A 22,666-nucleotide genomic window follows, 5' to 3' on the forward strand; every position below is an offset into this window, starting at 1 on the left:
ATGAACACCAAAACACAAGCTACGGCGGCGTAAGTCGCAAGGGGTAGTTTTAGGCCGCGCCGCAGACCTAAAAAACGAAAACCCCGCCAAAAATATGACGGGGTTTGTCATCAATCTGAGGCCAGCTTTCGAGCTGGCCTTTTGTTGTTTAACCGGCGGCCGCCAATGTGACGGGCCCAATGATATCTTCAAAGCACCGGCGCACTTCGACTTGCTGATCTTCCAGAAGGCGGGTCAGCCGCTCGAAGGTAGGCTCCCCGCCCGCCATGACCAGCAGGTCCAGCATGCCCCTTGGGGCTGTGTTCGGGTCGAACTTGCCTGAGAGGGTGAGCTTCAAGATTTGCGTCAGGGCCTCGTAGAGACGCAGTTGTGGCACAAGCACATCCGCATGGCCTTGGTCCAAAACACCTGCCGAGACAGCGGCCTGCAACGCCTGCTCGGTTTTCTGCTTTAGGACCTGCGGATGATCTTTGCCGTGCGCAAGCTGCAGGTACTGTGCGATGAACTCAATGTCTACCAGACCGCCAGAGACCTGCTTCAGATCCCAAGGGCACTTGGCAGGCTTTTCCTTCTGGATGCGCGCACGCATCTCACAGACATCCTTGCGCAGTTTGTCAAGGTCACGGGCACCGGACTTGATGTCCTCTATGCCGCGCTCGATCCGCATGGAAAAACTGTCTGAGTTTGACGCAATCACGCGGGCGCGGGTCAGCGCCATGTGTTCCCAGGTCCAGGCTTCCTTTTGCTGGTACTCCGTGAATGCGGAGAACCTCGTGGCAAGGGGGCCGGAGTTTCCAGAAGGACGCAGTCGAAAATCAACTTCGAACAGAACCCCTTCTGCCGTTGGTGCTGTGAGCGCGCTCACAAGCCGCTGCGTGAGACGGCCAAAATACTGACTTGGCGCAAGCGGTCGGCCTCCATCGCTCTCGTAGACCTCCTCTGGCACCTCATAAAGCAGAATAAGATCGAGGTCGGAACTGCAGGTGATTTCGCGCCCACCCAGCTTGCCCATGGCAAGCAGGGCTACTTCGGCACCCGGGAGCTGGCCGTGGGTTTCTTCCAGTTCGGCTTGAACACGGGCAAGCATTTGCTGCAACACCGCCTGCGCCAGATAGGACAGGCATTCTCCCATCTGCAAAGGTGTGATGCTGTCCGTAAGGAGGCGCAGGCCGAGGAGAAACTGCTGCTCCTGAACGAAGATACGTGCCCGGTCCAAAGCTTCCTCGTAGAACCGTGCCTGCCCCAAGGTGGTTTCAAGGCCGGAGACGATCTGGGCCTGTGTGGGCACATCGCCAAAGAAGGCTGGATCAAGCACAGCGTCGAGCACGTGAACCCGGCGGGAGACGATCTCTGCCATGCGCGGCGCCGAGCCCATGACGGTGGCGAGCAGGTTCAACAGATGGGGATTGGAACGCAGCAGGCCAAAAAGCTGGACACCTGCAGGCAACTTGGACAGGAACGCGTTGAAACTCAGTAGTGCGCTATCTGCGTTGTCCGTCTTTGCAAGGGCATCAAGAAGGACCGGGTGCAGTTCGGTAAGGCGCTCACGGGATTTGGCGGTCCGCATGGCTGGATAGCGGCCATAGTGCCATTCACGAATGATGCGAATGGCCTCTGATGGGCGCTTGAAGCCGAGACGCTCCAGCGTTGCGACCGTATCCGGATCATCGCTGTCCCCGGTGAAGACCAGATTGCCGAGACTGTCGGTCAACTCCGGTTCATGCTCAAACAGGGCTGAATAGTGGTCCTGAACGGTGTTGAATCGCTTCAGGAGCGCTTCTGTAAACTCTTCCAGGGTTGCCAAGCCCAATAGCTTGTAAACCCGCGCCAGCGCGTCTGGGTCCGTTGGCAGAATATGTGTCTGCTCATCGTTCACCATCTGGATGCGGTGTTCAACATTGCGCAGGAACGTGTAGGCCTCTGCAAGTTCTTCGCAGGCGCTTGGATCAATCCAGCCGTGCTCCACCAGCCCCTGAAGGGTCACCAACGTCTGACGCGTGCGCAGGTCCGGATTTCTCCCCCCGGCAATGAGCTGCTGGGTCTGGGCAAAGAACTCCACTTCACGAATGCCACCACGACCCAGTTTCACATTGTGGCCAGCCACGGTGATCTTTCCGAAGCCTTTGTGGGCATGGATCTGCCGCTTGATCGAATGGACATCGGAGATTGCGGCGTAGTCCAGATACTTGCGCCAGATGAAGGGACGAATTTCCTTCAGGAAGATCTCGCCAGCGGCCACGTCGCCGGCGCAGGGGCGGGCCTTGATGAGGGCGGCACGCTCCCAGTTCTGACCCAGGCTCTCGTAGTAAACCAGCGCGGCGGGAACCGAGATCGCAAGCGGCGTAGCGCCCGGGTCGGGCCTTAGCCGAAGATCGGTACGGAATACATAGCCATCCCCTGTGCGTTCGCTCATCATCTTCACGATGCGGCGGGTCATGCGCACATACTCAACCGGCGGCTCCGCATTGCCCTGCAAGCGACTGAGCTCTGGCTCATAGAAGACAATGAGGTCAATGTCTGAGGAGTAGTTCAGCTCCCCTGCACCGTGCTTGCCCATGGCAAGAATGAAAAAGCCAGCGTCCTTCTCGGGGCGATCTGCATGGACAGGTTCAAACCTGCTGCGGGCCTGAAGATCGCGGTAGCACAAGCGAATGCAGGCGTTAAGTGAGACGTCGGCAAAATCGGACAACGCGCCCGTCACCATTTCCAGTGGCCAAACGCCGCCCAGGTCTGCCAAGGCGGTGGTCAAGGCCAGCTCCTGCTTGGCAAGGCGCAGGACCCGCATGAGGTCGGCTTCACTCGTTGCATGGTCATAGGCATCATGCAGGCAGAGATCGGTAATTATCGCTTCGGGAGAAGAAGTGAGGATGCGCAGAAGACGCTCCACGTCCCTCAAGGAAATCTCCTTCAAAAATGGAGAGTTGACGAACACGCCCGTGAGAAAGGACTTCAGCTTTGGATACTCGTCGCAAGCGCTCTGAAAAGCTTCGGCGATCCCGGCCTTTTCAAGGGCGAGCTCAACATCCTTCCAATGCGCTTCTGCCAGTCGCGTGTCATCAGCGACGGGTATCACCTCAAGACGCTCAGCCAGACAGGATTGATCCTCAAGAGGGTGCGCTACTGAGTTCTCTTTGGCCACCGTCATCTCCACCACTGGTACTCTCCCGGGCCAGTGGCAAGACCAAACGTGCGATCAGGCCCGGGTTACCACTGGCAAGCTCCAACTCGCCATGATGGACCCCAGCTACGGCTTTAATCAAGGCCAGACCCAACCCTGACCCCGGCTCGGTGCGGCTATGGTCAAGCCGCACGAAGCGTTCGCAGACCCGCTCGCGCTCGTCTTCCGGAATGCCGGTCCCGTTGTCGGCCACCTCAAGCACCGCTGTTTGATCCCGTGAATACAGGCTTACGTTGACTTCAGATGGCTTGGCCTCGTCGATAGATCCACCGTACTTCAGGGCATTTTCAATAAGGTTGGCAACGGCCTGAGACAGCAGCTGGCGATCGCCAAGGACCACGGTACCCGTGTCGATTGAACTGTGGAAGACTACACCCTGATCTTCGGCAACAGGCTCATAAAGCTCGCAAAGGTCTTCTGCCACACTCGAGAGCGGCAGGTTCTCCATTTTCACGCCTTCAGAACCCGCCTCTACTCGGGCGATTCTCAGCAGAGCATTGAACGTATTGATAAGCTCATCGGTTTCAACGAGCGTCTCTTCCAGCGCACCACGCAGGCCCGCTTCGTCCTTGTGATCACGAAGCGCACCTTCCACGCGGCCACGCATGCGGGTGAGCGGCGTTTTCAGATCATGGGCAATGTTGTCGGAAACATCCTTAAGCCCCCGGAGCAGCTCTTCAATGCGTTCCAGCATCTGGTTGAGACTGATGGCGAGGCGGTCGAATTCGTCGCCGCTGCCTGTTACCTCGATGCGCCGGGACAGATTGCCCGCCATGATCTGCTGACTGCTCTTGGTGATGCCGTCCATTCGGGCAAGCATGCGGCGGCTGATGAAGAACCAGATGGCCGCAGCAAGCACGACCATGCCGACAAGCCAGAGCTTGAGCGCATCTCCCAAAAGGCCATGAAGCCGGTCCTGCTCTTCCAGATCTCGGCCGACGAGAAGACGGAAATTACCCGGCAGCTTAAAGACCCGCACGACAGCGTTGTAGCTCTTCTCCTGCCCACGGGCGTTCTCATCACTCCGCTCGTTGAGGCGCTGATAATTGACCACGTGGATTTCACCGTCGGCCTTGTCCAGTACGGCGGTGGGAAGGTGGGAAATGTTGCCGGAGATGAGGTTGCCCGCAAAGTCCACGAGAAGGTAGAGGTTTGCGTTGGGCTGACGCACGCGCCGTTCAATGGCTTGAGCAAGGCCGGTGATGCCGCCAAATGCATAGGGCTCGGTCAGCCCGTTGACGTCTGCATCCACCGTTTGGATAACCTGATCTCGCATCAGGTCATCTGTGTTCTTGGAGATGAACAGGAACATGGACAAGGACAGCCCGATGAACACCAGAATGGTGATCATGGACAGTTTGAATGCGGTGGTTTTTACCAGTCTACCGAGCGCCGTCACGGATGGAATACCCTGCCCCGCGTATTGTGTGAAGGAGCGGCACCTCGAAGCCCTTGTCGATCTTTGAACGCAGACGTGAGATGTGAACGTCAATCACATTGGTCTGCGGATCGAAATGATAGTCCCAGACATTTTCCAAGAGCATGGTGCGGGTCACCACCTGTCCGGCGTGTTTCATCAGGTACTCGAGCAGACGAAATTCGCGAGGTTGAAGGACGATGGGCTGACCGGCACGGGTGACGCTATGGGCCAGTCTGTCGAGCACCAGATCGCCTACCTTGAGCTGCGTTTCCACCTGACCCGCACTCTGTCGGCGGCCAAGCGCTTCAACGCGCGCCAACAACTCGGAAAAGGCATAGGGCTTTGGCAAATAATCGTCACCACCTGCCCGGAGGCCTTCTACTCTGTCATCTACCTGAGAAAGCGCTGAAAGAATGAGAACCGGCGTATGGTCACCAGAGGCCCGCAGCTCTTCAATGATGGAAAGGCCATCGCGCTTTGGCAGCATGCGGTCTACCACCAGAACATCCCAGGTCTGGGCGAGCGCAAACTCTAGCCCGGCTTCCCCATCAGCGGCATGATCGGGATTATGTCCTGCTTCCTTGAGCGCCTTTACGAGATATTGCGCGGCTTGTATGTCGTCTTCGATGATCAGGATTTTCATAGGGCAAAGGTCCTTTGGGGGAGTCATAGCACCACACCTTTCTCGGGAAAACAGCTTGATTTTATTATTGAGTTGATAGACCCGGCAGATCTCTGCGCATCAGATAGGAAAGAGGAAAACACCTGAGTGGACGCAGGTGTTTTCCTTGAGTGGGTCGGCTCTTCTGTTGTGTCGGGGCCTAAAGAGCCGACCCTGAGCAATGCTGATCAGGCATCCTCAAAAGGGATTGCCACAAACAATGTGTTTTCATTGCTTGTCACACGCAGGAGAACGGCTTTACGGCCTTGTTCTCTGGCGGCCTCTACCTGCTCGGCAACATCAGCAGGAGTAGAGACAGGATGACCAGCGACTGCGGTAATGATTGCGCCTTGGCGCAAACCCTTTTCGGCAGCAGGACTGTCAGGCTCAACGCGGGTGATGACAACACCCTCGCCTTCCAGACCAGCTTCTTTAGCCGTTGCAAGCTCAATGCCCAGACTATCGACAAGTGCCGTCTTGGTGTCCTTGCTCGTTTCGGCGGAAGCAACACTCTCATCTTGCGGGAAGATGCCAAGCTTTACGGTCTTCTCCTGAATCTCGCCATTGCGCCAGTATTCGATCACAACTTCGGACTCTGGACGGTACTCGGCAATGGTTCGGGCAAGCTCACGTGGGCCGTTCACTTCCTTGCCATCAACCTTCAAGATCACGTCGCCAGCCTCAAGTCCCGCAACCGCTGCGGGCGTATCCGGCTGGGTTTCGGCAACCAATGTGCCATCGGTGCTTTCAAGGCCAAGAGACTCAGCGATGTCTTCAGTCACCGGCTGGATTTGAACTCCGAGCCAGCCGCGGGTCACTGACCCATCTTCCTTCAGATCCTGAATGATCTTGCTTGCGGTGGAGGCCGGAATTGCGAATGCAATGCCCACATTGCCGCCGCTTGGAGAGATGATGGCAGAGTTGACGCCAATCACTTCACCATTGATGTTGAAGGCCGGGCCACCTGAGTTGCCGCGGTTCACAGAAGCGTCGATCTGGATGAAGTCGTCGTAAAGACTTGCGCCGATATCACGGCCACGTGCGGAGACGATGCCTGCGGTTACTGTGCCGCCAAGGCCGAATGGGTTACCCACGGCAACAACCCACTCGCCAACCAGCGGCGGCGTGTCGGCAAACGCGACATAGGTGAACTCCTTGTCAGCATCAACCTTGAGAAGCGCAAGGTCCGAACGCTCATCGGAGCCGACCAAGGTGGCTTCATATTCTTCACCGTCATCCGTTACCACGGTGAACTCGGTTCCATCGCCAACAACGTGTTCGTTGGTGACCAGAAAACCGTCTTCAGAGATGAAAAAGCCAGAGCCTTGAGACTGACCGTAGCGCGGGGCACGGCGTTGTTCCTGGTCCCCATCACGCCCACCACCGAACTCGTCAAAGAAGTGGCGGAACGGATGGTTCTTCGGCAAATCGCGGAACATGGGCGGAATGCCGCCACGAACAGAAGACTGCTGAATTTCAGTGCGGACGCGCACACTGACCACAGCGGGCTGCACGGCTTCTACAACAGGCGAGAAGTTTGCAATTGCAGGCGCCTCAACGCGAACCGGGTCTGCAAACGCAGGCGCGCTGTTCATGGCGAGTGGCGCAGCAATCGCACCGGTAACAGCGAAAGCGACAGCACCGGTCAGGAGTCTGGAACGAAGGGAAGCTTTGGAATTTGCAAGTTTCATTGAATTCACTTCTGTTGGTCAGTCACAATTGGGGGAAAGAGAGCGCCCTGGGGAGCGGAGCGAAGGCGTCTCTCTTCATCTTGATCTACAAAATGAACTCGCGAACCTTACAGAGACCTATCTGCCAGATTAAGCTTCTGTAATATTCCGCAGGACCATTACGCAGATTGCGGTTCTGCGATCTTGGTAATCACCGCAGCGCTGCTTTCCAGTGTTCTGTGAACTGGGCATTTATCAGCGATTTCTAGCAGCTTTGTCTTTGTTTCTTCGTCCAGCTCACCTTCCACATGAATGGTGCGCTCAAACCGGTCAATCTTGCCTGCTTTGCCTTCTGCGACCGCACCGCAGTCCCCGCAGTGGTCAGCAGGCAGCTTTTGATGAGCGACTTCAACGCGAACGCGACCCAGATCAATTTTCTTGAAACCGGCATAAATTCGAAGGGTCATGGACGTGCAGCTTGCCAACGCCACGCTGACAAAGTCATAGGGAGATGGGCCACTGTCCAACCCGCCAACGGATTCAGGTTCATCTGCAATCATGCGATGCGGCCCAACCTTCACCATGTTCTGGAACTTGCCGAGCCCCGTTTCCTCAACAACCGCATTCACGGGTGCATCAGTCACAACCTTTTCGGTCGTGTCATCAATGTAGCGGCAGGCCCAGCCCGCAATCACCCGTGCCGCATAATCGGCATCTTCTGGCTTGGTGAGCAAGTGGTCTGCATTATCAAGAGAGACGAAACTTTTCGGATGTTTGGCCGCAACGAAGATCTCACTGGCGTTGTCGATGCCGACCGTTTCATCCAGAGGCGAATGGAGCACAAGAACGGCCTTCTTCAGCTCGCCAATACGGCCGCGCACATCTTGTTGTTCCAGATCGTCTACAAACTGTTTTTTGATCTTGAATGGTCGTCCGGCCAGATCGACAGTCGCCTCGCCGTGCTCTCGGATGGTATCGAGCGCCACGTGGAAGTTATGCAGCACATGATCTGCCGTTGAGGGCGCCCCAATGGTCGCAACCGCTGTAACCTCCGGGATTTCCTTTGCAACGGCAAGAACTGCCGCGCCGCCAAGGGAATGACCGACAAGAAGCTTTGGAGCTTCGAAGTTCTGGCGCATGTAGTCTGCAGCCAGAAGAAGATCCTGAAGATTGCTGGAAAAGTTGGATGAGGCAAAATCCCCTCCACTGCCGCCAAGCCCGGTAAAGTCAAAGCGCAGGACTGCGATGCCGTCATTGGTGAGCGCTTGCGCAATCCGGCGCGCAGCAGAGATATCCTTTGAGCAAGTAAAGCAGTGCGCAAACAGGGCATAGGCGCGCACGGCACCCGCAGGCAAGTCCAACCGAGCGGACAGCTCAGCGCCAGAGGATCCTTTAAAACTCAGCTTGATTGGCTTCACATCCATTGTTCTCTCCAGTTCTGATCCGAGCCTGCGGCTTAACAGTTAAGAGAGATACTCCAGATTGAAAGGGTGTAATCAACACGAAATCGCAGAAGCGGTTCACTCTTCCTTGAAAAGCGCTTCAAGCTCTTCCTTTTCCTTTTTGCTCAAGGGTGGCGGAACAATCTCTTTTTCCAGCAGCTTGCGCCGTTTGCGCAAGCTGAAAAAGATCACAGCACCGCCGACCAGAAGGATCAACGGGCCACCTGCCCACAAAAGCCATGTATGCGGGGCAAAGCGCGGCTTCATGAGTACAAACTCGCCGTAGCGGTCCACCAGATAGTTCAGAACTTCCTCGTCGCTATCGCCTTCTTGAAGGCGCTCTCGAACCAACAAACGCAAGTCTTTCGCAAGCTGTGCGTTTGAATCGTCGATGGACTGGTTCTGGCAGACCACACAGCGGATCTCCGCGGAAAGGTCCCTCGCCCGCTGCTCCAATGCGGGGTCGTCCAGAACCTCATCCGGATTGACGGCCCAGCTTGGTGTTGCCAGTACCGCCAAAACAGCCAGAGTGCGCAGAAGTATCTTCATGGTCACTGGCTTCCTCTATTCGGCCGGGGTTGCTGCGACAGGGCGCTTGACCGCTTTGCGGGCCGGCTGGGGAGCGCCCACATGGAGCTTGCGGTCAATCAGCGCGATAAAGCCACCCAGCGACATCACCAGTGTCCCGATCCAGATCAAGGTAATCAGCGGCTTGTAGTAAACACGGGTTACGAGTGAGCCGTCATCCATGTTGTCGCCAATGGAAATGTAGACCTGTGAGAAGCCAGAGGTGTAGAGCGCGGCTTCTGTCATGGGCTGCCCACTGACATTGTAAACACGCTTTGAGGGCAGCATGGTTGCTGCCACATTGCCATCCTGGCGGAGCGTGAACTGTGCCACGCGCTCCACAAAATTCGGCCCCCGCTGATCCCATGTTCGATCATAGGTCATGGAGTAGCCGGAGACTTGCTGGGTCTGGCCGGTTTGCATGGTGAGTACGGTCTCGGTCTCAAATGCCGAAACAGTCACGATGCCAAGCGCCGTCAAACCAATGCCCAAGTGGCCAAGCGACGTTGCATAGACGGTCTTGGGAAGGCCAACGAAACGGCTCCAAGCCTTCTTGAGGCCCACCTTGCGCGGTTTTACGCGGTCCACGATCTCCCACACAGAACCAAAGATCACCCAGAACGATACGCCGAAGCCGAGGGCAGCCAGAATGCCTGTCCCACCCATGACCCAAGCCAGAAGACAGGTTGCAACAAGTGTCACGAAGAACGCCCCGGTCAGGCGCTGGGTTACCCCCCACGCGTCCCCGCGCTTCCAAGCCAAAAGCTGACCAAATGGCATCATGAGCAACACCGGGATCATCAAAGGCCCGAAGGTCAGGTTGAAGAACGGAGGTCCAACAGAAATTTTCTCGCCTGTGAAGGCTTCAAGTGCTAGCGGGTAGAGCGTGCCGAAGAACACGGCAGCCGTTGCCGTTGTCAGGAACAGGTTGTTGAGCACCAACGCCCCTTCACGGCTTACCGGTGCGAACAAGCCACCCGTCTTCAGGAGCGGGGCACGCCATGCAAACAACGTCAAAGATCCACCGACGAACACCATCAGGATGCCAAGGATGAAGAGCCCGCGGGCGGGATCTACGGCGAACGCGTGAACGGATGTGAGAACACCGGAGCGTACGAGGAAGGTACCCAGAAGGGACAGCGAGAAGGTCAGCAGTGCCAGGAAAATGGTCCAGACCTTCAACGCATCACGCTTTTCCATGACGATGGCAGAGTGCAGCAGCGCCGTACCTGTGAGCCACGGCATGAAGGAGGCGTTCTCGACCGGGTCCCAGAACCACCAGCCGCCCCAGCCTAGCTCATAATAGGCCCAGTAAGAGCCCATGGCGATGCCGAGGGTCAGAAAAATCCATGAGACGAGCACCCACGGGCGCACCCAACGGGCCCACGCAGCGTCGATACGGCCAATGAGCAGCGCAGCAATGGCGAAGGAAAAGACAATGGAAAAGCCCACATAGCCGACGTAAAGCAGCGGCGGGTGGATGGCGAGGCCAATGTCCTGCAACATCGGGTTAAGGTCGCGGCCTTCCATGGGGGCCGGAGCCACGCGCAAGAACGGGTTTGAGGTGAAAACCACGAAGATCAGGAAGGCAAAGCTGACCCAGCCTTGCGCCCCGAGTGTCGCTGCGCGCAGCTGTGTCGGCAGGTTTCGGCTGAATGCCGCCACCAGTGCGCCAAACAGCACAAGGATCAAAACCCAGAGCAGGATCGAGCCTTCATGGTTGCCCCAAACCCCTGAGAACTTATAGATCAGCGGCTTGTCTGAGTGAGAGTTCTCGATCACGTTGAGCACCGAGAAATCCGAGGTCAGGTAAGCATGGGTAAGTGCTGCGAAGGAAATGAGAACCAAAACAAACTGGGCATTGGCCAGTGGGGGTGCCACTGCCATCATGCGCTGATCGTTCTTCAGTGCCCCCCAAACCGGAAACACACTTTGAACCACTGAGGCGATGAGCGCCAAGATCAGAGCAAAGTGCCCAATTTCAATAATCATCTCAATTCCTTGTCTTCACTCAGAACGGTCACGGCGGCCTTGTGAGGGCCGGAAAATGGCTTAGTAGGACTTGCTGCTGCCATAACTGGCTGCGCCTTGTTCCTCTTCCATCCAGTGTCCGCTATCTTCAAGGGCCTGCTTTACTTCTTTTGGAATGTAGTTCTCATCGTGCTTGGCAAGAACCTGATCGGCCTGAAACACGCCGTTCGGGTCAATGTACCCTTCAGCCACGATACCCTGCCCTTCGCGGAACAGATCCGGCAACAGGCCGGTATAGGACACGGCAACGGTCTCGACTTCATCTGTCACGATGAATGACACTTGCGCGTTGTCGCCTTGCACGACGGAGCCGTCCTTGACGAGACCACCCAAGCGAATGCGCTCTCCTGCTGGGATCTGGTTCTCTGCAATATCAGAGGGGCTCTGGAAGAACACAATCTGATCGTTCAGCGCATAAAGCACCAACCCAGCCGCTGTGGCCAACACAACGCCCGCCAGACCAATCAGCGTTAACCGTCTTTGTTTTCTCGTCATCGCTCTCAATAAGTTAGGCTGCCTTTCAACCCGCAGCCATGCCTCTCATGCCCGGTGCCCACACGGGGCCGTACCAATCTATTTAGAACTATTCTTAGTTCAAGCCCAGTGTCAGAGCCAATGCGTCCAATTGCTCCAGCCCGCCCTGATCTGCTTTCAGGTCCTCACGTGCTGCCAGCAGCATTTCCTGAGCCTTGCCCTCTTCGCCAATAACGATGAGAGACCGCACCAGACGGCCCCACTCAGCGGCGGACCCTCCATCTTCAGTCAGGCGCAGTTCAAGCCCTTCTACCATGCCACGGATCATGGCCTGACGGTCTTCAGCGGTCATTTCCTGAGCTGCGGCGATTTCTTCCGCGCTCGGTCCGGAAAGTGTATCAGCGCCTTCCTGTGGTGCTGGCGCGATTGCCACGGCGGATGACTGCGGCTCGTTGGTTTGGCCGCGCAACTCGTTCAGCTGTGCCTGTGCTACGGGCACCCACGGCTCGTTTTCATCCGCTTCTTCAAGCAACGCGGTCCAAGCGGCAATGGCCGCCTCGTTTTCCTGACGCTGGCCAAGCGCAAGCGCAAGGTAGAATTTCGGTTTGATCTGGTCTGGGGCGGCGGCGCTTGCACGCTGCATCATGGCTTCCGCTTCCGCGCTGATCTGGCCTTGCGCGGCAAAAATCATGTTTTCCGCCCGCGCCAATTCCAGTTCAGGATTAGGTCCAATGATGCGAATGGCCTCGCCATAGGCCGCCTGTGCCTTATCATAGGCGCCAATGCGGGAATAAACCGGTGCAAGTACAAGCCAGCCCTGCGCATCATCCGGGTTGGCGACCAGATGCTCTTCGGTTCGGGTAATCAACTGTTCCAGATTGGGTTCACGCTGGATCTGAGCAAGACGCTCCGCCAGCGGTTGATCCGGCACGCCCGGGGCCCCCACGTAAAAGTAAAGTGCCAGTGCCGACAGCGGCAGAAAGACGATAATCGCAAGCCGCACCCAAATAGCACTTGCCGGGCTGATGCTTTGCTTTGCGCGCTGTTCTGCCTGTCGGCTTGCAGCAAGCAAGCGGCGGGAGATCTCAGTGCGCGCCGCTTCGGCCATCTCCGGAGAGATCGCACCAGTTCGCGCATCGTCTTCGACTTCAGTCAGCTGCTGCCGGAAAACCAGAACATCATTGTCTTCGCGTTCCGGCTTGTTGCGAGAACGAGAAACGGCGACAAGCACGGACAGTGAGACTGCCGCAGTCATAAGGGCTAGTACGATCCAAAACATCATAGCGGTGCAATAGACAGACTCGTGAGCGTTTAGGCAACATGCCCAACACTGCGACCAGCGGTCGCAGGCTCAATATGGTACCTTAAGCAGAAGCACGCAATCCTTGCCGCACAGGTATTTTTACAGATTTTTCATTAGGTTATGCAGCAGCCTTTTGGGCTGCACGGCGCCGCTTCATCATCAGGCTACCGTATTCATTTCCAAAACAATTTTCTCCAAGGGCGACCAGACAGTCGAACGCGCGCACCTCTTTGTGATCATCTTGCAAGTTCTGAGACTGAATCTGTGACAGCAGCTTGTTGCTTCGGCCTTCAAAGTATTGCTCGATCTTGCGGCTCAGCGGCAATGAAGCCTCTGATAAGCCAAGAGTTTGTGCATAACCCGGCATAAGATCGCCCACCTTTAGAACACGGATCGCGTTGCGCAGAGATTTGCGCTCCCCGCTCCCTTTGGCGCGCGCCTCATCAAGCGCGGCATCCATGCTCCCAATGGTGTTTTCTATGTCCTCACGCACCATCTTGGTGATGAATGCTCTTGTCTGCTCAAACACACGGGACCAGTGCTTGCTTTTTTGGAAATCCGTCAAAAGCAAGATGTCTTCCAGAGACTTCAGTGCTTCTCTGAGGGCTTCCGGATAGCCCAACTCGCAGAACGGAGCTGCCTTCCAGTTCTCAACACCTTGTATCTGGCGGGCAAATTCGCAAAGGGCGTGGGAGACAAGCGGCTTGAAAGTGCTTTCCTCAACCACCCGAATATCTCGGGAGCTGCACATGTCCATGGCAAGCTCGATCAATGCGGCAGCCTGCTGCCCCCGTCGGTTGATCAAGAGGCTGGCCACATAATTGATGTCGCCGGGGTGTTTTTGCAAATACTCCCTCAGGTAACGGATGGCCTTCATGCTGAAAAGGTCGTTCTCGTCCTTTTCGAGCGGCGGTAACTCGTCCATCAGAACCCGCAGGCGCTCCGAAGCCTCAAAGATCTTGAGTGCGTCCTCCAGCTCCTCCAGATACCGCTCCCCGCCCAGTCGGCGTCGCAGCTTGCGGTGCTCGCTCATGGACGCATCGGCAGCCTTGATCTGTTCTTTCGCCGCTTTGACCACTTGCTTGCGCAGCTCAGCCGCCAACGACTGGAGGAATGCATCTTCCTCCATGTCCAGCTCGTCATGCCAACCTTTCATGGCGTGCCGACATTGCTCGATTTCGCTTTTCAGAAGCTCATCTTCCAGATAGCGCCAAAACCCATCCAGAAAGCCGCGCTCAATCAGACCTTGAGTCTTGACCGGCATGTGCTCATTGATGAAAAACGGCTGCAACGGAGAGAAGACGGCGCGCTGTAGGGGCGAAGACCTGTAGCCCATGCGACGTGCGGAGGATGTTTTTCGGATCAACCCTTGGGCCATAGGCAGAACAAGGGCGCTATTGGTCAGCTGCGTGCCCTTGGCTTCGGAGGCCTCGATTGAGCGCACAAGCATGCGAAGGGCCTTGGGCGACAGTCCCCCAAGAAACTCCGAGAGCTTTTCCGACTTCAATTGTGCATTAGGCATATACACTCATCCTGAAACTTGGATTGAGTATAATCTGATCGAATTACTTAAGGATTAAGAAAGGAAGATATCCCCGGGACGCACATGGCGCGCCCTCTTAATTCAACAGGGTCCAATTCTTACCCGTTTTACATGCAGCGCCATTAAACACCATCTTCTGCTGCTCGATGGTGATGGCGTGAGAGTAATCACGGCATTGGGTTTCATTCACGAAATAAATCGGACCTGAACGCACCGAACCCTCCGCTTCCGAACGACGGCTGGTCCATTCAACAAGACCGCCAATATCGTTAGAATTCAGAGCAGCTGTCTGCGCCCTCTCCGCCATCGTCAAATCGCGTGAAGCAAGCAAGCTCTGCAGCTCTTCAGAGATGATACCGTTTATGGCCTCTTGTCCTTGCGTTTCAGCAGACTGTGACGCCCAGAAGCCGACCATGCTGGTTTCCCCAGCATCATCCGATCCCGTGGTGCCACAACTTGCAAGAGCAAGACACATTGAAAGGCACAGGCCGATCCGAACCATGGTGCGCAGCCGAAGGCTCCCCTGTTACGCTCTACCAACCCTGAAAACGGTTTGGTTTGTTTTTCCGTTCAAGTCCCGAATTCATATTGAGGGGCATATGCCTATAAGTGCAACTAGGACGCAACCCAACAAAATCACTAGACGAATTTATCTTTATCGCTCCAGATTAATCGCGCAAGCCCCCTCAGGATTTAAGGCCCGGCAGTGTAACGATCGCCTTAAGACCGCCCAATTTACTCTCCTCAAGCTCGAAGCTGCCGCCGTAAACGCCTACAAGATCAACAATAATCGATAATCCGAGTCCCGATCCAGGAACGCTTTCATCCAGTCGCTTGCCCCTTCGCAGTGCTTCCTTACGTTGAATCTCAGTCAATCCGGGCCCATTGTCCTCCACAGTTAGGCGGATCATGTCCCGTGTTGAGCCCTGCATTTCAACAAATTCACAGCGAACTGCGACTTTCCCGTCACACCATTTGCAGGCGTTGTCGATCAGATTCCCGGCAACTTCTTCCAGATCTGGTTGCTCCCCTCGGAATCTCAGCTCCTCAGGCAGGTGACTGTCGATCTCCAGATCCTTGTCCCGATAGATCTTCTCCATGGCCCGAGTGAGGCGTGAGAGCACCGGTGCCACTTCGCAGGACACACCAATCACCCGGCGTTGCGCAGCCATGCGCGCCCGCTCCAGATAGTGTGTCACCTGATCCTTCATAAGGTTGGCTTGCTCTTCCACCTTGTGAGCAAAGCGGCTGTCTTCGCTGCGCGCCTCATTCAAGATCACAGAGAGCGGTGTTTTAAGCCCATGAGCCAGATTACCCACGTGGGTTCTGGAGCGTTCAACGATCTCCTGATTAGACTTGATAAGCGCATTGAGTTCCTCTGCCAGCGGCTTGAGTTCCCGCGGCAGGTCTTCGTCGATGGCCTCTGCATCGCCGCGCCGCACTGCTGCCAGAGAGGCCTGCAGGTTCGTAACCGGCCACAAGCCATAGCGCACCTGAAGCACGATGGCAGCGACCAGTCCCAGCCCCAAAATGCCCAGCGTCGCGGCAGCAAGCTGCGCGAAAGATGTGGTGCGTTGATCCACTTCACTGGTGCTGCCTGCCACTGCGATCAGATAGCTTGACCCATCTGAAAACCCGATGGTGTCCCACTGTACCCTAAGCTGCTGCCCAGCGGGGCCCGTGGTGTAAAACTGCTTTTCAACCTGCTTTTCCGGCTCTTCGAACTCTAGCCTGTCACCAAACAGGGACACACTGTCGTAAATCACCACACTGGGGTCAGCGGCATCGCGAATGGTCCAATACCAGCCGCTCAAAGGCAGGTCGAACCGGGCTTCGCCCAGCGCGGCTGGTCGTTCTGGCTTGTCCGGCATGTTTCTGGCAATGGAACCAATGATGGACGTCATATGCACGTCCAGCCGATCATCCAAAGCTTCAATGCTCGACTTTTGAAAGAGCGCGACCAGCACACCGCCTGCAATGATGAGCGTGAAGAAAGACCACAGGGCCGCAACGAGAATAAGGCGTATGGACAGCGCCATACGCCTTTTCTTTTTCACCTCAGGGGCATGTGTCTCAGCCATTTTCATCCTGAATGCGATAGCCGAGGCCCCGGACAGTCTCGATGAAATCCGAGCCGAACTTCTTGCGCAGACGCCCCACAAACACCTCAATGGTGTTGGAGTCCCTGTCGAAGTCCTGATCGTAAAGATGTTCCACAAGCTCCGTTCGCGATATCACCCGCCCCTTGTGCATCATCAGATAGGCGATGAGGCGCAGCTCGTGGGAGGTCAGCTTGACGGCAGAGCCGCCTTTGGTCACCCGCCCCGCTTTAACATCAAGAACAACATCGCCAATGGACACCTCGTTGGAGGCATGGCCTGCGGCGCGGCGTACCAGAGCGCGTACACGGGCCAGAACTTCTTCCATGTGGAATGGCTTTGCCACGTAATCGTCGGCGCCTGCATCAATGCCAGCCACCTTGTCGCTCCAGCGGTCACGAGCGGTCAGGATGATCACCGGCATGGCTCTGCCATCCCGGCGCCAGCGTTCCAGAACACTCAGGCCATCCATTTGCGGCAGGCCGATGTCCAGCACCACCGCGTCATAGGGTTCGGTATCTCCGAGGAAATGGCCTTCTTCGCCATCGAACGCCTTGTCGACCACATAACCAGCATCTTCAAATGCTTCAGAAAGCTGACGGTTCAGGTCCTGGTCGTCTTCAACCACGAGCAATCGCATGAAATAACTCCAGCCACGCCGGTGGCTTATCTTCCGGTTTTTGCATCAACGGTGATCTGCCGCACTTGCCCGTTCTGAAGAACGGAAAGAACGTAGACCAGACGCCCGCCTTGTTGGCACAGCTTGGCATCCACGATCTTGCCGCTTATGCCGAGAGATCCCAGCGCGCGAGCCTGCCCGCTGTTGACCGCAGACCGCGCCTCACCTGCAGACAGGCACTGCGCAGCCACTGCTGAGGGCGCAAGTGGCACTGCCAGCATAACGCCCAGCGCGACCACCGCCAATTTGTGTTGTAAAAACCAGAGCTTCATCATGAGCCCTGTTTTAATGCAGGTTGGCTGAACATGAAATGAACACACCTTTCATGAAGGGCTGATTACGGCATAATTTCGACAGCTTTGCTGGTTGCTTTTCCACTTCCCACAGTATTTGAGAGCTGAGCAACTGTAATCACCAGCCACTCCTCCGCCGCAATCGAATCGTCTGCTTGCATGGCGGTTGTATAAGTCCATCGCGGCGTGGTCACCTCAACTTCTCGGCGAAGATCCCCCGATTGCGTCTCAACGCGCACCCGGTAGGCTTCTTGTACCTCGCCGACCGGCACTTGTGCCAAGGCCCAGTTATCTCCGTTCAACCGGGTCCTGCGCACCCATGACACCTCAATATCACCAAGGCCGGATTGCTCGGCCTTCAAATGAACCGGTGAGAGCGGGCGCAATGCAATGCCTGTGCCTTCGTAGGTTTTGTCCACTTTAAGGGCGCTGTTGAACGCTTCTCCCGCAGGCAGAATGCGATAGTAAAAAGCGCGTTGAAGGGCTTCCTCAGAAAATGGCAGGCGCTCCACCGCCTCATTGAGGAGCAAAAAACCTGCGCCTTCTGGAGCGCCCCGCTTAGCAAGGTGCTCCGTGCCTTGCTGGCCGCGCAGCAGGCCCGTCAGCTGGTAGGTATTGGCTGCGATGAGCTCCGCCTCTTGAAACTGAAGAAGCTCCCACTCCCCCTGTTGAACCTCGACCGCGCACAGGTTTGCCCCGCTCAGCACGTCCATTGGGTCTGCGGATTGCAGTGCCCCTGTCAGCTCGGTGACAATAAGGCGTGATTGGGTGTCCCACCGCCACACCGGACCGGCAGGCAAAGGCGCAGAAAGCCGCCCCATGGTGGCCGGTGTTGCGACCTCGCTTATAAGATCGTAGGAGGCCCCGGAGCTGCTGCGATAAACCTGCGCAGGCCCGGGCCACGGATCCCCGTGAACCGCGATCACCGGATGGCCATCATCTGCCCCGTCCCGTAAGCGCGGCAAATCGGCAATCACAACGGTTGGAGGCCCCACCCGCGCACCGTTAAACGCAGTTCTCTTTTCGAGACCGGGCACACCGTTGGAGGTCGCTTTCGGCTCTTGGCTTACCTGCCGCGCATCCACTTCCAACGCGTCGCCCCAGGTAAGCCGCTCCACCCGGTATCTCACCTGATCATGCGCGCCATCAACCAGATCAGCGCCAAGGCGCACCACGTCACCGGGTGTCACATGGGCATGACGAGGAGACAGAGTGAAACGCGCGGCTTCCTTTTCCTGCCACAGGCTCTGCATCTGCTTTTCGCAGAGCATTTGCAAGGTCTCGGCCCCCGCCGAGATTTGAAGCGATTGAGTCAGCACCCGTGCACCTGACGCTTCTCCATATCGGGTGGCGACAGAAACGCGGGCATAGTCCTGATAGGGATCATAGCCACTGAGCCGAAGTTCTGCGGGCAAGTCCGCGCTGCTGGATCGTTGCAAGGTAAGAGGCGCTTCCCCTTCCCGCGTAACCACCAGGTCGCCAAGACCCAGTGTCTCGGTGTCGGCCCCAGTCCCTGTCCCCGTCCCCGTACTGGTCCCAGACCCGGACCATTTGCTGCGCAGCGCAAGCTGAACCCCCTCGTCGGCCATCACCAGCCCCAGCACGCTCATCAACGGTTCAAGCACACTGCGGACAGAGGTAATGCCGGGTACTACCAGCCCGTCCAGTGTGGCGGCGGCCTCTTCCAGGCGCACTGCGTCCTCGGGTATCTCGAAGTCTTTCACCAGTTGCCGCATCAGCCCTTTCGCAGAGACCCCGCCAAGGCGGCCATTCAGCCAGTGTCCGCGATACCAGTTAATGCCATCGGACCATTCGCCGGTGTATTTTGGAAAGGCCGGGAACGGGCGCGCATCCCATGTCCAAAGAAAGATCCCGTCAGGGTCCACCATTGGTCCGCCATACACGGCGGATGTGGGGTTCTCTACCATCTCCAAGTCGGGATGGCCTGCACTGAACGTGCTCAGCACCGCCTCAAGCGCCCGGCGCTGTACCAGATCATCACGGGCACCGCTGGAAAAGTGAGGCAGCGCGCTTTCCGAGGATTTCTCATCATAGAATACGTTGGGCTGGTTTGCGCTCAAGTCCACGGCCGGAAAGCCCAGCTCCGTCAGCCAAATTGGCTTGGATTGCGGCACCCACGGGGTTGGCGCGCTCAGTTCCACGCCATTTGCGCGCTCCACATGCGCCTCACTCCACCAGCTTTTCAGGTCCTTGGTGCGGTAGACCCACGGCTTGCCATAGGCACCGTCGGTGATGGTCGTTGTTTGCCTCGCAACCCGGTCCGCCGCGCTTTCATAGTACCAATCGTGGTACTCCCCGCTTGAAAGGCCCTCACGCAGCAGCGCCGGGTTATAGCGGTCTTCAGCACTCTCGCTTCCTCTCTGGTCAGTCAGGGGCACATACCAGTCGATCCCGACCACATCGATTTCTGCATGGCCCCAGAGCGGGTCCAGAGGAAAGCGCAGCTCTCCATCTCGTGGAACGAAGCTGCCATATTCCGACCAATCGGCCGCGTAGGATAGAGTGGTATCGTTCCCGAGTTTCGCCCGCACTTCGCCCGCCAACGCCATCAGCGCCGCGACAAACGGAAACACGCCTGAGCTGGAATAGATACGCGTCAGGTTCTTCAGCTCCGTTCCGATGAGAAATGCATCCACGCCGCCCGCCGAGACGGCAAGGTCGGCGTGATGATGGATGAACCGGCGGTAACCTGCCTCATCAACCGCGCCCACGAACCGGTCCACTTCAGTTCGGGCGGCTTCACTTCCCTGCGGCGTTCCGGCCATATCGGCGGCAAGCGAAGTGGTCAGCCGTCCGCGCCATGGGTGCGCCGCCTGTTCACTACCACCATATGGGTCGGGCAAGCCGTTTCCCTCCGGGATATCCATCAGGATAAACGGATAGAGCATCACCTTCAGGCCGCGCCTTTTCAGTTCTGCAATGGCCTCTCTTACAGAGGCATCCGAGGGTGTGCCGCCATAGGCCGGGCGGCCCTCCACATCAGAAACTACTGGCGCTGTTGCACGCGTATACCCAGCCACTTGCCAGTCTTGCGGCCACGTATTTCGGTTCTTGTAGGTCACTTTCGGTTCCAGCCGGCATTCCCCGCAGCGCAGGTCATTTCCAAACCAGCTCACCACCAGAGCCACCGTTTCAAGGTTCGGGCATAGCGCCTGCAGTTCGTCCAGCGACGCAGCAAGATCGCTCCCTGCACTCTTGCAGTGGCGGTTCAATGTGCGTGTGGCCCCCGGCCCGGTTTCGCTCAGCACTTCCGTTGTGGCGTTGATGAACTCATCGGCTCCGGGGATCAGCGTGATACCGCGCACCATGGGCTCCAACGGCTCTACCGCCCGGATCACTTCAAAGGAGATCTGCGGCAAGCGGTTGCCATAGGCTTCCAGCGGCAAGCGTTCAAAAACAACATAGGCCAGTCCGCGATAGGCGGGCGCGGTTCCCTGTTTGGCTTCGATCAGCGGATCCGGCAGCTGGTCGGACGTGCCCATGTAAATGCGCATGTTCACGCTTTGCCGGTCCAGCAACTTGCCATCCACCCAGATGCGACGGACATCCGCAATCGGCCCTTCACACAGACCAATGGCAAAATTGGCGAAGTAGCTGTGGGTCGTCACTGTGGTGGACGTGCCGCCGCCGCCCTTTCCGCCGCCGTGCTTTTCCCGCGATACCACTTCTTCAAATCGGGTTGCCCAGATGACCTCGCCCGACACCCGTGCGCGGCCATAGACCCTTGGAATGCTCTGGCCTTGCGAGGAGGTTTGCAAATGCACATCGCCAATCCGGCCGCGCTCCACTTCCCGGCTTTCGCCAAACACCGCGTTGTCGATCACCGCGCCGCCCAGCGCGCCGATGGCTTGCCCGATGAGCGCGCCAAAAGGACCAGCCACAGCGCCGCCAATGGCAGAGCCAACGCCGGAAAGGATCATGGTTGCCATTCGCCAGCCTCTCCTTGGTGTTTTTGTGTTTCGGGAAAAGCAAACCGCGCTGCAATGCGGTTCTTCCATGTGGGCACCAGCGCACTTTCCACTGTGCCCACCGCTTCATAGGCGTGAATAAACCGGTCTGGTCCAGACATGATGCCAATATGCTTGCAAGGGCATTCTGCCCGCCAGCGAAACAGCAGAATATCGCCGCATTCCGGCTCGTTTCCGCTGCGTTCCACCAGGTAGTGGCGCGCTGCCGCAAGCAGCGTGTCCCGGTCGCTCACCTCAGCCCATTCCGGCGCATAGAACGGCAGGCGCATAGGTTCAGCGCCATAGAAGATGCGATAAAGACCGCGCAGCAGTCCCAGGCAATCACAGCCCACTCCTTTGAGTGAGCCGCGATGAATGTAGGGTGTGCCCAGCCACTCCCGTGCCTCGTTGGCGACCAGAACCGGCGGTACGATACGTTCAGTGATCACAGCGCCCCTCCGGTGTTTTCACCCGTGTCGCGCTTTGGTCCCCACAGCACGAAGTCATTGCCGGGCATGTGAGGAAAGCCGCGAAAGTTCAGCGTGTTCTGAAACTTCTTCTGGCAGGTCTCGAAGGTCTTGTCGCAGCCTGCCTTCAGGGTCAGGCTTTCGCCCTGTTTCAAGTAGGCTTCCACCGGCCGGGTCAGCACCAACAGGTCTTTAGAGCCCTGCTTTTCATGGCGCAGAACCGTAAAACTCACCCCACCACCGACCGTTTCCTTGGTCAGCGCGCCACCAGCGGCCCAACCTTCCTCAAAATCTTCGGCCCCGGAGACAAGCACCTCCATGCCGTCTGTCACCTCAACCACCGTAACGGACCGTTTGTAGCGCACCTCATCAAGGTTCACCGTACAGGCAGCATCCCCAACCTGTGCCGCGCAGCGCTCGGAATAGACCCGCCCTTTGTCCTCGGCAAAAAGATCCAGCAGGGTGCGCAGTTCGGCGCGAAACAGCAGCCCATCGCGGGTCACTTCCCCAATCCGCGCTTTCATCAGGACCGCGTGCTGGTCCTCTGGCGCTTGCCAGTTCACCAGATACACCGTCACGGCGGCCCCGTCCCAAAGCCCTGCGGCAAGCTCTGCCTCATCCAGCGTGTCCGCTGAAAGCGCGCCTGTCACCTCCTGCGATCCCACGGCAAAGCCATCGGAAAGCTCCGTTGCACTTTCCAACAGGCCAAGCCCGGGGTCATAGGTTTGGCCCCCAAACTGCAACGGGCGGTCGTGACTGGTAAAACCCAGCCGCACACCGTCCTTGCGCTCAAACAGCCAACTGGTGGCCAGCGTCCACTCATCCCCGGCAAGGTGCGCTTTCAGGGCCTCAGGTAGAACTCTCATGGTCG

Annotated in this window: 17 protein-coding genes; all 17 read right to left on the reverse strand. The window is 57.4% G+C overall.

All coding sequences use genetic code 11. The features are described from left to right. Positions 1-148: 148 nt before the first annotated feature. On the reverse strand, positions 149-3,145 hold the full coding sequence (locus Q3Y58_RS18505; protein ID WP_319623334.1) for a bifunctional [glutamine synthetase] adenylyltransferase/[glutamine synthetase]-adenylyl-L-tyrosine phosphorylase: 2,997 nt from the start codon (positions 3,143-3,145) through the stop codon (positions 149-151). After that, positions 3,105-4,577, reverse strand: coding sequence for a sensor histidine kinase (locus tag Q3Y58_RS18510; RefSeq protein ID WP_319623293.1), 1,473 nt, complete (start codon positions 4,575-4,577; stop codon positions 3,105-3,107). The genes Q3Y58_RS18505 and Q3Y58_RS18510 overlap by 41 nt, the downstream gene beginning before the upstream one ends. Continuing rightward, the gene (locus tag Q3Y58_RS18515; RefSeq protein ID WP_274217225.1) at positions 4,561-5,241 is read right to left on the reverse strand and encodes a response regulator transcription factor; all 681 of its coding nucleotides are present in this window, start codon (positions 5,239-5,241) and stop codon (positions 4,561-4,563) included. The genes Q3Y58_RS18510 and Q3Y58_RS18515 overlap by 17 nt, the downstream gene beginning before the upstream one ends. Before the next feature lie 206 nt (positions 5,242-5,447). Continuing rightward, the gene (locus Q3Y58_RS18520; RefSeq protein WP_319623294.1) at positions 5,448-6,950 is read right to left on the reverse strand and encodes a Do family serine endopeptidase; all 1,503 of its coding nucleotides are present in this window, start codon (positions 6,948-6,950) and stop codon (positions 5,448-5,450) included. 158 nt (positions 6,951-7,108) lie between these two features. Then, a complete protein-coding gene (locus Q3Y58_RS18525; protein ID WP_319623295.1) occupies positions 7,109-8,353 on the reverse strand; it encodes a bifunctional alpha/beta hydrolase/OsmC family protein in 1,245 nt (414 codons plus the stop codon). A 96-nt stretch (positions 8,354-8,449) separates the two neighbouring features. Continuing rightward, complete coding sequence (locus Q3Y58_RS18530) at positions 8,450-8,920, reverse strand: cytochrome c-type biogenesis protein (RefSeq protein WP_274217229.1); 471 nt, start codon at positions 8,918-8,920, stop codon at positions 8,450-8,452. Between the two features lie 15 nt (positions 8,921-8,935). After that, complete coding sequence (locus tag Q3Y58_RS18535) at positions 8,936-10,930, reverse strand: heme lyase CcmF/NrfE family subunit (RefSeq protein ID WP_319623296.1); 1,995 nt, start codon at positions 10,928-10,930, stop codon at positions 8,936-8,938. Between the two features lie 60 nt (positions 10,931-10,990). After that, positions 10,991-11,464, reverse strand: a complete 474-nt coding sequence (gene ccmE / locus Q3Y58_RS18540; protein ID WP_274217231.1) for a cytochrome c maturation protein CcmE — start codon at positions 11,462-11,464, stop codon at positions 10,991-10,993. A 94-nt stretch (positions 11,465-11,558) separates the two neighbouring features. After that, positions 11,559-12,725 (reverse strand): c-type cytochrome biogenesis protein CcmI, encoded by a 1,167-nt coding sequence (gene ccmI / locus Q3Y58_RS18545; RefSeq protein WP_319623297.1) that lies wholly within the window; start codon positions 12,723-12,725, stop codon positions 11,559-11,561. A gap of 139 nt (positions 12,726-12,864) precedes the next feature. After that, on the reverse strand, positions 12,865-14,268 hold the full coding sequence (locus tag Q3Y58_RS18550; protein ID WP_274217233.1) for a hypothetical protein: 1,404 nt from the start codon (positions 14,266-14,268) through the stop codon (positions 12,865-12,867). Between the two features lie 97 nt (positions 14,269-14,365). Continuing rightward, the gene (locus tag Q3Y58_RS18555) at positions 14,366-14,791 is read right to left on the reverse strand and encodes a hypothetical protein (RefSeq protein WP_319623298.1); all 426 of its coding nucleotides are present in this window, start codon (positions 14,789-14,791) and stop codon (positions 14,366-14,368) included. A 184-nt stretch (positions 14,792-14,975) separates the two neighbouring features. Next, positions 14,976-16,370: an ATP-binding protein gene (locus Q3Y58_RS18560; RefSeq protein ID WP_319623299.1), complete on the reverse strand. Its 1,395-nt coding sequence runs from the start codon at positions 16,368-16,370 to the stop codon at positions 14,976-14,978. Then, positions 16,363-17,028 carry a response regulator transcription factor gene (locus Q3Y58_RS18565; protein WP_274217237.1) on the reverse strand — a complete coding sequence of 222 codons (666 nt, stop codon included), beginning with the start codon at positions 17,026-17,028 and terminating at the stop codon, positions 16,363-16,365. Before Q3Y58_RS18565 ends, Q3Y58_RS18560 begins: the two co-directional genes overlap by 8 nt. A gap of 26 nt (positions 17,029-17,054) precedes the next feature. Next, positions 17,055-17,342 (reverse strand): PepSY domain-containing protein, encoded by a 288-nt coding sequence (locus tag Q3Y58_RS18570; protein ID WP_274217238.1) that lies wholly within the window; start codon positions 17,340-17,342, stop codon positions 17,055-17,057. Between the two features lie 62 nt (positions 17,343-17,404). Then, complete coding sequence (locus Q3Y58_RS18575) at positions 17,405-21,310, reverse strand: baseplate multidomain protein megatron (RefSeq protein WP_319623300.1); 3,906 nt, start codon at positions 21,308-21,310, stop codon at positions 17,405-17,407. Beyond that, positions 21,298-21,777, reverse strand: coding sequence for an NlpC/P60 family protein (locus Q3Y58_RS18580; protein WP_319623301.1), 480 nt, complete (start codon positions 21,775-21,777; stop codon positions 21,298-21,300). Before Q3Y58_RS18580 ends, Q3Y58_RS18575 begins: the two co-directional genes overlap by 13 nt. Further along, positions 21,774-22,661, reverse strand: coding sequence for a DUF2163 domain-containing protein (locus Q3Y58_RS18585; protein ID WP_319623302.1), 888 nt, complete (start codon positions 22,659-22,661; stop codon positions 21,774-21,776). The genes Q3Y58_RS18580 and Q3Y58_RS18585 overlap by 4 nt, the downstream gene beginning before the upstream one ends. Positions 22,662-22,666 lie beyond the last annotated feature (5 nt).

The organism is Nesiotobacter zosterae, assembly GCF_033843645.1.
Taxonomy (GTDB): Bacteria; Pseudomonadota; Alphaproteobacteria; order Rhizobiales; family Stappiaceae; genus Pseudovibrio; species Pseudovibrio zosterae.

Excerpts from the sequence above, each read along its gene's own strand:
- Q3Y58_RS18535 (WP_319623296.1), bottom strand. The coding sequence starts at position 10,930 with ATGATTATTGAAATTGGGCACTTTGCTCTGATCTTGGCGCTCATCGCC.
- Q3Y58_RS18530 (WP_274217229.1), bottom strand. The coding sequence starts at position 8,920 with ATGAAGATACTTCTGCGCACTCTGGCTGTTTTGGCGGTACTGGCAACA.
- Q3Y58_RS18505 (WP_319623334.1), bottom strand. The coding sequence starts at position 3,145 with ATGACGGTGGCCAAAGAGAACTCAGTAGCGCACCCTCTTGAGGATCAA.
- Q3Y58_RS18555 (WP_319623298.1), bottom strand. The coding sequence starts at position 14,791 with ATGGTTCGGATCGGCCTGTGCCTTTCAATGTGTCTTGCTCTTGCAAGT.
- Q3Y58_RS18570 (WP_274217238.1), bottom strand. The coding sequence starts at position 17,342 with ATGATGAAGCTCTGGTTTTTACAACACAAATTGGCGGTGGTCGCGCTG.
- Q3Y58_RS18585 (WP_319623302.1), bottom strand. The coding sequence starts at position 22,661 with ATGAGAGTTCTACCTGAGGCCCTGAAAGCGCACCTTGCCGGGGATGAG.
- Q3Y58_RS18515 (WP_274217225.1), bottom strand. The coding sequence starts at position 5,241 with ATGAAAATCCTGATCATCGAAGACGACATACAAGCCGCGCAATATCTC.
- ccmI (WP_319623297.1), bottom strand. The coding sequence starts at position 12,725 with ATGATGTTTTGGATCGTACTAGCCCTTATGACTGCGGCAGTCTCACTG.
- Q3Y58_RS18565 (WP_274217237.1), bottom strand. The coding sequence starts at position 17,028 with ATGCGATTGCTCGTGGTTGAAGACGACCAGGACCTGAACCGTCAGCTT.
- Q3Y58_RS18550 (WP_274217233.1), bottom strand. The coding sequence starts at position 14,268 with ATGCCTAATGCACAATTGAAGTCGGAAAAGCTCTCGGAGTTTCTTGGG.
- Q3Y58_RS18560 (WP_319623299.1), bottom strand. The coding sequence starts at position 16,370 with ATGGCTGAGACACATGCCCCTGAGGTGAAAAAGAAAAGGCGTATGGCG.
- Q3Y58_RS18575 (WP_319623300.1), bottom strand. The coding sequence starts at position 21,310 with ATGGCAACCATGATCCTTTCCGGCGTTGGCTCTGCCATTGGCGGCGCT.
- ccmE (WP_274217231.1), bottom strand. The coding sequence starts at position 11,464 with ATGACGAGAAAACAAAGACGGTTAACGCTGATTGGTCTGGCGGGCGTT.
- Q3Y58_RS18525 (WP_319623295.1), bottom strand. The coding sequence starts at position 8,353 with ATGGATGTGAAGCCAATCAAGCTGAGTTTTAAAGGATCCTCTGGCGCT.
- Q3Y58_RS18520 (WP_319623294.1), bottom strand. The coding sequence starts at position 6,950 with ATGAAACTTGCAAATTCCAAAGCTTCCCTTCGTTCCAGACTCCTGACC.